9 protein-coding genes and 2 pseudogenes are annotated in these 10,877 nt (G+C 68.8%); 6 read left to right on the top strand and 5 right to left on the bottom strand.

Annotated elements, in window-relative coordinates; genetic code table 11:
* The 4 genes and pseudogenes from LWF15_RS35605 to LWF15_RS35590 all read left to right on the top strand — a co-directional run.
* Positions 1 to 639: pseudogene (locus tag LWF15_RS35605) on the top strand (heavy-metal-associated domain-containing protein); the annotation flags it as partial.
* Positions 640 to 679: 40 nt separating this feature from the next.
* Positions 680 to 2,938, top strand: a complete 2,259-nt coding sequence (locus tag LWF15_RS35600; RefSeq protein WP_232815420.1) for a heavy metal translocating P-type ATPase — start codon at positions 680 to 682, stop codon at positions 2,936 to 2,938.
* Between the two features lie 67 nt (positions 2,939 to 3,005).
* Positions 3,006 to 3,236 (top strand): annotated as a pseudogene (locus tag LWF15_RS35595) (heavy metal translocating P-type ATPase); the annotation flags it as partial.
* Between the two features lie 21 nt (positions 3,237 to 3,257).
* On the top strand, positions 3,258 to 3,590 hold the full coding sequence (locus LWF15_RS35590) for a metal-sensitive transcriptional regulator (RefSeq protein ID WP_232815418.1): 333 nt from the start codon (positions 3,258 to 3,260) through the stop codon (positions 3,588 to 3,590).
* A gap of 15 nt (positions 3,591 to 3,605) precedes the next feature.
* Here LWF15_RS35590 and LWF15_RS35585 read toward each other — a convergent pair whose 3' ends face one another.
* The 4 genes from LWF15_RS35585 to LWF15_RS35570 form a co-directional block, all read right to left on the bottom strand.
* Entirely contained in the window at positions 3,606 to 5,282 is a 1,677-nt protein-coding gene (locus LWF15_RS35585; RefSeq protein ID WP_232815417.1) for a copper resistance CopC/CopD family protein, read from the bottom strand.
* 148 nt (positions 5,283 to 5,430) lie between these two features.
* Complete coding sequence (locus tag LWF15_RS35580; RefSeq protein WP_232815416.1) at positions 5,431 to 6,111, bottom strand: DUF305 domain-containing protein; 681 nt, start codon at positions 6,109 to 6,111, stop codon at positions 5,431 to 5,433.
* 841 nt (positions 6,112 to 6,952) lie between these two features.
* Positions 6,953 to 7,519, bottom strand: a complete 567-nt coding sequence (locus LWF15_RS35575) for a 3'-5' exonuclease (RefSeq protein WP_232815415.1) — start codon at positions 7,517 to 7,519, stop codon at positions 6,953 to 6,955.
* A 75-nt stretch (positions 7,520 to 7,594) separates the two neighbouring features.
* Positions 7,595 to 8,050, bottom strand: coding sequence for a hypothetical protein (locus tag LWF15_RS35570; RefSeq protein WP_232815414.1), 456 nt, complete (start codon positions 8,048 to 8,050; stop codon positions 7,595 to 7,597).
* A 195-nt stretch (positions 8,051 to 8,245) separates the two neighbouring features.
* Here LWF15_RS35570 and LWF15_RS35565 point away from each other — a divergent pair, with 195 nt between their 5' ends.
* Positions 8,246 to 8,755: a hypothetical protein gene (locus LWF15_RS35565; protein ID WP_232815413.1), complete on the top strand. Its 510-nt coding sequence runs from the start codon at positions 8,246 to 8,248 to the stop codon at positions 8,753 to 8,755.
* Positions 8,756 to 8,849: 94 nt separating this feature from the next.
* Here LWF15_RS35565 and LWF15_RS35560 read toward each other — a convergent pair whose 3' ends face one another.
* Positions 8,850 to 9,734 (bottom strand): LysR family transcriptional regulator, encoded by an 885-nt coding sequence (locus LWF15_RS35560; RefSeq protein ID WP_232815412.1) that lies wholly within the window; start codon positions 9,732 to 9,734, stop codon positions 8,850 to 8,852.
* A 129-nt stretch (positions 9,735 to 9,863) separates the two neighbouring features.
* Between LWF15_RS35560 and LWF15_RS35555 the strand changes: the two genes are divergently transcribed.
* Complete coding sequence (locus LWF15_RS35555) at positions 9,864 to 10,751, top strand: SDR family oxidoreductase (protein ID WP_232815411.1); 888 nt, start codon at positions 9,864 to 9,866, stop codon at positions 10,749 to 10,751.
* The last annotated feature ends 126 nt before the right edge of the window (positions 10,752 to 10,877 follow it).

Below are 10,877 nucleotides of genomic sequence, written 5' to 3'. Positions count from 1 at the left end.
CTGCACCTGATCGTGGTGCGCAACGACGGGACTCAATTCCGGCACGTGCACCCCGCGCTCGATCCGGCGACCGGCACCTGGTCCATTCCCTGGCAGTGGGCCCAGGCCGGCACGTACAGCGTCCTGACCGACTTTGTCCCGGCCGCGCAGGGCGCACCGAGCAAGGTCACCCTGCGGCGAACCTTCGATGTGGCAGGCCCTTTCACACCGCAACCTCCGCCTGCGGCGATCCGGACCGACCACGTGGACGGCTTCGACGTGGCAATCACCGGGGATCTCGCTGTCGGCACGTCACGGACGCTGACCATCTCGGTCAGTCGTGACAACGAACCAGTCTCGGCCCTGGAGCCGTACCTGGGGGCCTATGGGCACCTGGTCGCGCTACGCGAGGGCGACCTGGCGTACCTGCACGTTCATGCCGAAGGCGAAGCCCCCGGCCCGAAGAGCACGACGGGGCCGGACATCTCGTTCGCGGCCCAGGCCCCTACCGACGGCCGGTACCTGCTCTACCTGGACTTCCAGGTGGACGGTCGAGTCCACACCGCTCAGTTCGTCCTGGACGTGCCCTCCGGGAACGGCGGCCACGTTGCAGACGCTGAGGACGACGGCACGCACACGGATGAGGCACACGGCCACTGATCCGTGGTCCGCACCCGACAGCAGTGGAGGAAGGATTTCGGTGAGCGCATCAAACCCGCCAGCCGTGGGCTCGTCCGTCGAGCTGGACATCGGAGGGATGACCTGCGCGTCCTGCGCGATGCGGATCGAGAAGAAGCTGAACAAGCTCGAGGGTGTCGCCGCGAGCGTGAACTACGCGACGGAGAAGGCCAGGGTCATCGTCCCGGAGGGTTATGACCCTGCCGCGCTGATCGCCGAGGTGGAGAAGACCGGGTACACCGCCGCGCTGCCGGTCACCGAGAAGGACGAGGTCAGCGGGGCCGGGGACGTCGCGGAGGACCCGGAGCTCGCATCTCTACGCCAGCGCCTGCTGGTGTCGGTCGCGCTGAGTCTGCCGGTGATCGTCATGGCGATGGCCCCGGCCCTGCAGTTCACCAACTGGCAGTGGGCCTCGCTGACGCTGGCCGCCCCGGTGATCGTCTGGGGTGCCTGGCCCTTCCACCGAGCCGCCTGGACCAACCTCAGACACGGCGCCGCCACCATGGACACGCTGATCTCACTGGGCACAGCCGCTGCGTTCGGCTGGTCGCTGTACGCCCTGTTCTTCGGCAGCGCCGGAGAAGCAGGCATGACCCACCCGTTCGAGTTGTCCCTGGCACCCACCGACGGCGCCGCGAACCTCTACCTCGAGGTCGCGGCCGGGGTGACCATGTTCATCCTCGCCGGCCGCTACTTCGAGAAGCGCTCCAAGCGTCAGGCCGGCGCCGCGCTGCGGGCACTGCTGCACCTGGGCGCCAAGGACGTCTCGATCCTGCGAGGCGGAAAGGAAGCCAGGATCCCCGTTGCGGACCTCGTCGTCGGCGACGAGTTCGTGGTTCGCCCCGGGGAGAAGATCGCCACCGACGGCGTGGTGACCTCGGGTACCTCGGCCGTGGACGCCTCCATGCTGACCGGTGAGTCCGTGCCGGTCGAGGTCGGCGCCGGTGATGCGGTGACCGGGGCCACCGTCAACGCCGGCGGGCGACTGGTGGTGCGGGCCACGAGGGTGGGCTCGGACACGCAGTTGGCCCAGATGGCCCAGCTCGTCGAGGACGCGCAGACCGGCAAGGCCGAGGTGCAGCGGCTGGCCGACCGCATCTCCGGAGTCTTCGTCCCCATCGCCATCGGTCTGGCGGTCGTCACGCTGGGTGCCTGGCTGGGGGCCGGGTTCCCGGCGAGCGCGGCGTTCACTGCTGCCGTCGCCGTCTTGGTCATTGCCTGCCCCTGCGCCCTGGGCCTGGCCACGCCGACCGCCTTGCTGGTCGGAACCGGCCGCGGCGCGCAGATGGGGATCCTGATCAAGGGACCCGAGGTCCTGGAGTCGACCCGCAGGGTGGACACCGTCGTCCTGGACAAGACCGGCACCGTGACCACCGGCAGGATGACCCTCGTGGAGGCCGTTCCCGAATCCGGCATCGATCGGGCAAGCCTGCTGCGCCTGGCCGGAGCGCTGGAGGATGCTTCCGAGCACCCGATCGCCCAGGCCATCGCCAAGGCCGCCACCCAGGAGATCGGCAGCCTCCCGGGTGCCGAGCAGTTCGTGAACGTCCAAGGTCAGGGCGTGCACGGTGTTGTCGAGGGCAGAGCCGTTGTCGTCGGCCGGGAATCGCTGCTGGCCGACTGGTCACAGCATCTGGGCGCCGACCTGCGCGCTGCCGAGGCACGAGCCGAGGCCGAGGGAAAGACCGTGGTCACGGTCGGCTGGGACGGCCGCGCGCGCGGCATCCTCGTGGTCGCCGACACCCTCAAGCCCACCAGCGCCGAAGCCGTCCGCCAGCTGAAGGCCCTGGGTCTGACCCCGATCCTGCTCACCGGTGACAACCAGGCCGTCGCCCGACAGATCGCCACCGAGGTCGGCATCGAGGAGGTCGTGGCCGAGGTCATGCCCCAGGACAAGCTCGACGTCGTGGCCCGCCTGCAGAAGGAAGGCAGGACGGTGGCCATGGTGGGTGACGGGGTCAACGACGCTCCCGCCCTGGCCCAGGCCGACCTCGGCCTGGCCATGGGAACCGGGACCGACGTCGCGATCCAGGCTTCCGACATCACCCTGGTACGCGGCGACCTGCGCAGTGCCGCCGATGCCATCGCCTTGTCCCGCAAGACCCTCAGCACCATCCGGTCCAACCTGTTCTGGGCCTTCGCCTACAACGTGGCCGCGATCCCGGTGGCCGCGACCGGCCTGCTCAACCCCATGCTCGCCGGAGCCGCCATGGCCCTGTCCAGCGTGTTCGTCGTAGGAAACAGCCTGCGCCTGCGAACTTTCCAGAGCATCGCCCGCTGAAGCGCCGGCCCGTTCTTCACCTACCCGACGGCCCGTAGGGAATGACCCCATGACCAAGCCCAACCCCCGGGCCTCCTACCGCAAGATGGAGCAGAAGCCGTGGTGGGCCGCCGGCTCCAACCTCCTGGCCGTGCCCCTGGCGGCCAGGGCCCTGACCGGGATCGGGTTTGTGGTGCCCATGTCGGTAGGTGCGATCCTGATGTCAGCCTCCACGGTCGTGGTGGCCCTCAACGCCCCGTTGCTGCGACGCATCGACCGCAGCCCGCAAGCCAGCACCCGCGCGGTCCTGGACCGCTAGAGCCCGCGAAGGACCGCCCACATGCCGTCGACCCCCGATGACCAGCCCGAACTCGACGCCTCCCAGGAGCACCACCACGGATACATCACCGACAAGCGCCGCTACCTCAACCGGCTCAAGCGCATCGAGGGTCAGGCGCGTGGCATCTCCAAGATGGTCGAGGACGAGAAGTACTGCATCGACATCCTGACGCAGATCAGCGCTCTGAACAGCGCCCTGCAGGCGGTGGCCCTCGGCCTCCTGGACGACCACCTCAAACACTGTGTGCTGGATGCCGCCCGCTCGAACGACGAGGAGGCCGCCGACATCAAGATCAAAGAAGCCAGTGCAGCCATTGCCCGGCTGGTCCGCTAGGCGGCCGGGCGCGGGTCACGACTGCGAGCCGACAAGAACCGCCGTGACCAGCAGGACCGCGATCATGACTGCGGCCTCCAGCGCGACCGTACGTCTGAGCAGACGAGCCGTGCCGGGCCGCCAGGCGTCCAGAGCGGGCAGCGCATAGCGGTTGTTGACGTAACCCATGACGGCGACGACCCCGACGAGGACCAGTTTGGCGATCATCACGCGTCCCCAGTCGGTGCCGATCAGATCGCCCGGGCTCTCGACGATCAAGAAGGCCAGAACGGTGCCGGCCACACCGGCCACGACCACGGCGGCAGTGGCCGGCACCGAGAACCGCACCGCCAACTCCCCTGCCCCGGTCGGCACCCCGGCCCGGGCGCGCACCAGAAGAAGGACAGCCAGCAGGACAACGCCGCCGACCCACACGGCAGCGGCAGCGGTGTGAGCCAGATCAGCCGCCGCTGTCACCGGTCTCGGGCCGACGCTCGCGGTGTGACCGTCGAACACGAAGGACAACAGCATCAGCAGACAGATCACGGCCGTCGTCCCGGGCGCACTCGGAACCCCTCGAACTCGCCCCGTTCGCACCGGGGGCGTCAGCAGCAGCTGCGCCGACTGGCCTTTGAAGTCCTGGGTTCTGCTGCGTACCTGACGCTGCCCATCGTCGACCGGACCGTACCTACCTCCCTCAGTGGCTCCAGGCAGAGCTGGTACATCGTGCGAACGCCGCCCACCTGCACTGCGCGGCACGAGGCGGAGGGTGACGATCAGGGCCACACCAGCAAGCAATCGCAACGCAACGGCCACGGCGGGCGACCACGGCACCGGCGTACCGGTCTCCCCCAGCAGGCGGGCTCCTTCAGCCACAGCACCGACAACCGCCAGGCCAGCCGCCACCCGCACGACACGTTCGGCCAGCCGCACATCCCCTGAGGACCCGACCAAGGTCGTCACAACAACAAGCAGGGCTCCTACAGAGACAAGGACTCCCGCGAAGCTCACCCAGCGGGCCCCCGCGGCGCCAACAGCGACGAGCGACGCCCCTTCCTCTTCCTGAGAGGACAACAGCGCATCCAACGCCGCCCCGTCCCCGGCTGTGTTGTGCTCGCTACTCGTATGCCCGGGCGTCTCCGCATGGGCATCAGGGTCCGAGGGCGGATGCTGGCTTTCGGTGTGAGGGGAGGGTGCAGAAGATGTTTGCGGCACAGCCGCACTCGTGGCGTCGGCGGGCGACTGCTGCGCTACCCGGAACGTGATCGTGCCGGACTTGGGGTGGGCGTCGCCGGCGACCACGCTCCAGGTCAGGCCGTAGCGACCGCCTGTTTCCAGTGCCCTGGTGGGCTGGATCTTCCAGGTGAGGCCGTCGTCAGTGGTGTGGGTGCGCACCGGTACCGATGTCCCGGCGGAGTTGTAGAGGGCGAACCCGTTCCCATGGGGAGTGGCTTCCTTGCTGAAGGTGATGCTCACGCCCGCCGACGGGTTCTTCAGGGTCCCACCGTCGCCCGGGGTTGTGGACACCAGCTTCAGGTGGGCGGCGGCCGGGTACGCCACCATGAGACTTCCCGTCAGCACGAGGAACACCAACAGCAGCCGACGAGGCCATGGTGAACGCTGGGCTGCAGTTTGCTTGATCATGTCGCTCCTTGCCGGGGCCAAGAACGTGGTTGGGCATCGCAACGTGAGCCTGTGCGCAACACGCCTCACGTCAGGAACCTCTGTATGCCGACGGAGGCGGGGCGCGTCCGGGTGCGGGTCGTCCGGGCAGAGCCTCACCGCCAGGATGAAGCCCTGCCCGACTGGTGACCCGGACCTCGGGCGGACTCCCGCGCCGGGTTCGGCGGGGGACGAAGGGTCAGGCCAGGTCGATGCTTCGAAGTTCGGCGATTTCCTCGGTCTGGGTGTCGGCGATGGTCTGAGCCAGCTGCTTGGCCTCAGCACTGGAGCCGTCGCGTACCTGGGCCTCGCTCATCGCGACGGCACCTTCGTGGTGCTCGACCATCATGTCCACCCACAGGCGCTCGAACTCTGCGCCGTCGGCCGCCTCGAGCTCGTCCATCTGCTCCGACATCATCATCCCGGAGTGGCCGGCGGCCTCATGGTCCATACCGTCCATGGACTCGCTGTCTTCGGAGCTGGGGACCGGCTCACCCCAACTCGACAGCAGCCCCGACAGGGTCTCGATCTCCGGCCCCTGGGCGGTCATGATCTGAGCGGCAAGCTCCTTGACCTTCGGATTGATGGCCTTCTCCGATGCCATGTCCGCCATTTCGACTGCCTGAACGTGGTGCGGGATCATGCCCTTGGCGAAGTCGATGTCAGCGCTGTTGAACGATGGCTCGGCCTGCGCCGCGCCGGTGGTGCCACTGGAACTGGCGGAGTGGGCCGAGCCCGCGGCCGGTTCGTCTTCGCCTCCGCACCCACCCACCAGAAGGGCGACGGCGACCGGCAGAGCGATACAGAACTTGCTGGTTGGCATTGCGCGCATGCTGAAGAAACTCCTGGCATCGAGAGTCTGCTGGCACTGAAACGGCAAAGGCGCTCAACCGCATCACCGACTCCGGCGCGGAGGCGGGCGGGCATGCGCGCCTGGGGCATCTCAGGTGCGACTGATGCAGAGTTCAGCCAGGGAGGGGCACAAGGTCGACGGTCGACGCGGAGAGAGTCTCCAGCGCCTTCGTTCGGCCTGGGCCAGCGCCCCACACACGGTCAGGAGCCACCCAGACCCTCGGGCAGCGAGTACGAGCAGCAGGGACAGGCCCGCGCCGGTGAGAACGGCTTGGCACATCGGCGCCAGGGAAAGCACCGACGGGCAGTGTCCTGGCAGCCAGTCCGGACACAGGTCATGAGATGTCGCCGGATCAACAGGCTCAGCCAGCGATGAGGTCAGGACCGCATCACCGGCCTGCCCCAGGGCCGAAACCGGCCCGCCCTCGTGGAGGGACAAGCCCAGAACGGCAGGTCTGGGGGTGGACGCGTCCCCCGTCAGAGCGTCATGGGCGGCGCCCACCCCCGCTGTCTCTGCGCTGTGATGGTCCCGGCCGTGAACGTGCTCACCGCTGTACGGCGAGGCGATCGGTGCCACGACGTGCTTGCCGTGGCCGCTGCTGAGAGCATGCATGGCCAGCAGCCCAGCCAGCAGAGCTCCCAGCAGAAGGAGCCTGACAGTGACGTGTCTGCACAGGTGAACCAGAGGTGGAATCCAGGCCCTTGGCCCACCACCTCGGCGCTTCCCCGTACCAGACATCAGCTCAAGAGTAGGGGAAGCTCGTCATGGGGCGCAGCTACTTACAGGTCCTTCACGCCCAGCTCAGCTGAGGCCCGGCAAGTCCCGAGGCCAGCCGTGACAGCGACAGAGAGGAACGAGACCCAGCTGATCACAGAGACGGCCAGCTCTCCTGCCGCGCCAGGCCCAGGATCAGCGCAGCAATGTTCCAGGCGTCGTCCTCACCCCGGTGGTGGCGCCCCTCCAGCGGCAGACCGGCCACTTCCAGCGCCTTCGCCATCCCCGGCCGCTTACGCAGGCCGTGAGCCTCGGTAAAGACCAGCTTGGTGTTGACGTGGCGCCGGCCGAACGGATACTCCACGCCGTTCGCCTGGCACTGCCGGATGAACTGGTTGCGGTCGTAGTCACCCCAGCTCGCCCACACCCGCTGCCCGGCCTGGTGCTTCACCGCCAGCCACCGGCACGCCTCAGCAAAACTCACTCCGGTGTCGACCTCAGCCTGGGTGAGCCCGGTGAGCTCGGTGCAGAACGCGCTGACCTGAGAGCGCCGCGGCCGCACGATCAGGCGGTGCCGCCCGACCCGCTCCACGGCCTCGAGATCCACGACAGTCAGGCCAATTTCGATGATCTCGTTGGCCGAGCCCACCGGGGGCTGGCCGTCCCAGCAGGTGGCCTCCACGTCGACGACGTTCAGCAGACGGGTTCCGGCGGCGATCATCCGGAAAGGTTAGCCGCAGCGACCTGCGCGACGCTCCCGGCTAATTTCCGTTCGGCCGACCCAGCAATACCGCCGCTAAGAGCGCTTGGCAGCCCTCGCCCACTGCAGGAAGGCCTGCGCCGCCGGGTGCCACTCGCTGTGGCCCGTCGCCCTCTCGTCCACGCCGTACATGCCGGCCTCACGCAGGTAGTCGACCACCTGCGCACTGGGAGCCGGGTCGTCCGCAGCGGCCATGAGCGCGGCTCGCCGGCCTTCTTCCAGTTCGGTCCACCCCACGGCCTGGTCCGCCCAGCCGCTGTCAGCGAAGAAGGCGACCAGCCGCCGTCCTTGTTCGTCGAGGCCGTCTTGAGGATCATCACCCCGAGCCAGCAGTCCGGCGCCAATCTGCTTGGCCAAAGCCGACTCTGGCTCTTCCACGGAGTCCTCGTCGGCACACCAGGCCAGCATCTGCCTCGCCTCGTCCTTGGTCAGGGACCCCCACCAGCGGAAGGCGTGGCTCATGTCGTCCGTCGTGGGGTCAATGCTGGTCATGACTGGCACCTCGCGTCTGATGTGACTTGGGGCTACCGATCCTTGCGGAGCGTGCACGCACACTTCAACAGCGCCGCGCCGCCTGCGAGCCCGGGCTCGGCCTCGTCCATCTCGCAATCAGGGCAGCCCCCGCACACCCGATGTTCATGCCGGCGACGGTGTGCCGTGCTGCCCTCAGCCGTAACCTCTGCTCACGTGACAACCCTGCAGCAGGACCGGATCACCGAAGTGAGCCGTCGGGTATCCGCGGCCGAGAACTCCGCTGCCCTGCGGCACCCCACCCACGCCGGCGCCATCCGCCGGGTGCTGACGACGCTGCAGGGTGGCCTGCACCAGGCGCACGCGCAGTGCGCCTCGGTCGACCATCAGTCCTGGGCCGCCTATGTCTCCGACCTTGACCACGGCCTCGCCGAGCTGGACATCGAACTGGCGCGAGCGGCCGAACAGCACACCGGCAGCGATCGAGACGTCGAGGACGTCCTGGTCGTCCACTCGACCGCACTGGAGCTGGCCGGGTGGCGCCTGCGGGTCAGCCTGCTCAGCGATCCGGCAGCCGATCCGTCCGGGGTGCGGCAGCGGCTGGCCGCTGCCGAGCAACAGCTGCAGTCGTTCCGGTCCGATCGCGGTAGCGACAGCCCCGCGGCGGCGGAGTCCTTGGCGACGTCGGTGCAGGAAGTTCGCGGCCGCTACCCGTCGACGACCTAAGGACCTTGGTCGGCTGTGAACCAGTAGCAGTTCCGCCCCGACACTCATCTCAAGGACGCAGCCTGCTCGGTAGCGCCTGAAATCTGCTCCCGATCTAGCTACCGGTAGGGCCTTTCATCATGGCCCGGGCCAGCTCACGGAAGGCGCCGACCAGGGTCCGGGAATCACCGGCGCGCGTCACGAGCGCCACCCGGCCAGGAGGAATGCCGAGCAGGGGCACCCCGACGAGGTCCGGGCGTCCGTAGCCGGAGGCGAGCGGCACGATGGCGATCGCCTGGCCCGAGGCAACCACCTCGAACTTGTCCTGGACGGTCTCGATCACCGGCCCGTCCGGGGCCGGATGGCCGTCCGGTCGCGGGTCGAGCCGCCAGAAATCGGTCCACAGCGGGTCGGCGTTCTCGGGGGCCCGGGGCATGGGCTCGTCGATGATGTCGTCCAGGGTCAGCGACTGCCGGTCGGCCAGCCGGTGACCCGAGTGCATCAGGACCGCCCGCTGCTCCTCGTACAGCGTGCTGACCTGCAGCCCGTCGGTGTTCAGCGGCAGACGCGTGACCGCCACGTCCACGCGGTGTTCCAGCAGGGCCGTTCGTGGCTGGTTCCATTCCACGTGCCTGGCCTCGATCGTGGCCTCCGGGTGGCGGCGCCGCATCTCGGCCACCACCGGAGTGATGATCAGGTGGGCGGTGTAGCCGGCGATGAGGCGGCTGGGGTCGGCGGCAGTGCGGGCCTCGTTGGCGGCCTGATCGGCCAGTCGCAGCAAGGCCTCGGCCCGGGGCAGGAAGGCGGTGCCCGCCGGAGTCAGGTGGGTGCCCTGCGGGGTGCGGTCGAGGAGCCTGGCGCCCAGCACCTCTTCCAGCCGCCGCACCTGGCGGCTGAGCGAGGGCTGAGCCACGTGCAGAGCCTGCGAGGCCCGGCCGAAGTTCTGGTGTTCGGCCACTGCCACGAAGTACCGCACCAGCCGCAGATCCAGGTCGTTCATCTGCCCAGGATAGCCCTCTGATCAGCGGTGATGCCTGAACTGCATGGCGCCACCCGGAACCGGTCTTGGACCTGCGGCCACCCGCCGGAGCACCGTGGAGGGGTCAGCACGATCGAGCAAGGAGTCATCATGCAGGTATTCGTCACCGGTGCGACCGGGTTCATCGGCGGTGCCGTCGTCCGCGAACTGCAGGCGAACGGCCATCAGGTGGTCGCCCTGACCCGGTCCGACAGCGGGGCGCAGCGACTGCAAGCCGCCGGGGTGGACGTGTACCGGGGCAGCATCGACGAGCCGGAGAGCCTGCGCGCGGGGGCATCGGCGGCCGACGGGGTAATCCACACCGCCTTCGACCACAGCAACCTGGGGGCGTTGTCGGCTGCGGCAGTGAAGGACCTGGCCGTGGTGCAGGCGCTCGGCGAGGAACTGGCCGGCAGCGGCAAGCCGTTCGTGACCACCTACGGAACCACCGCGATCCGGCCCGGTGCAGTACTGACTGAAGACGTCCGTCCGTTTCCTCTGGAGGGCCGTGGGCTGGTCGAGGCCCAGACGCTGCAGTGGGCCGAGAAGGACGTGCGGGCGGTCTCGGTGCGCCCCTCCACCGTGGTGCACGGGCCCGGCGTGGTGGGCTTCGTGCACTTCCTGATCGCTACCGCCAAGGAGAAGGGTTTCTCGGCCTATCCGGCAGACGGCTCGAACCGCTGGCCGGCCGTGAACGTGGCCGACGCGGCGTCGCTGTACCGGCTGGCACTCGAGAACGCCCCCGCCGGAAGTGTTGTGCACGCCGTGCAGGACGAGGGGGTCACGTCCGGGCAGATTGCCGAGGCCATCGGGCACGGGCTGAACCTTCCGGTGCGCCCGATCCCGGTCGAGCAGGCAGCTGATCATTTCGGCTGGCTGGGGCCGCTGTTCGGGATCGACATCCCCGCCTCCAGCCAGGCCACACAGGATCTCCTATCGTGGCGGCCAACGCGACCGGGACTGCTGGAGAACCTGCGTGAGGTCGAAATCTTCGCGTAACTGTCAAGGGCTGTTGCGGGAGTGACTGCCGGGGCGGGGCGGCGGCCCGAACGTACAGACGACCGGCTCGGCTCGGCCCGGCCCGGCCCGGCCCGGCCCGGCTCGGCTCGGCTCGGCTCGGCTCGG

The sequence above is a fragment of the Kineosporia rhizophila genome (assembly GCF_021277265.1).
Lineage (GTDB): Bacteria > Actinomycetota > Actinomycetes > Actinomycetales > Kineosporiaceae > Kineosporia > Kineosporia rhizophila.
This window is presented reverse-complemented; position numbering and strand designations above follow the sequence as displayed.

Bases quoted from the DNA above. Each gene is read 5' to 3' on its own strand.
- LWF15_RS35590 (WP_232815418.1), top strand. From the start codon at position 3,258: ATGCCGTCGACCCCCGATGACCAGCCCGAACTCGACGCCTCCCAGGAG.
- LWF15_RS35575 (WP_232815415.1), bottom strand. From the start codon at position 7,519: ATGATCGCCGCCGGAACCCGTCTGCTGAACGTCGTCGACGTGGAGGCC.
- LWF15_RS35570 (WP_232815414.1), bottom strand. From the start codon at position 8,050: ATGACCAGCATTGACCCCACGACGGACGACATGAGCCACGCCTTCCGC.
- LWF15_RS35560 (WP_232815412.1), bottom strand. From the start codon at position 9,734: ATGAACGACCTGGATCTGCGGCTGGTGCGGTACTTCGTGGCAGTGGCC.
- LWF15_RS35555 (WP_232815411.1), top strand. From the start codon at position 9,864: ATGCAGGTATTCGTCACCGGTGCGACCGGGTTCATCGGCGGTGCCGTC.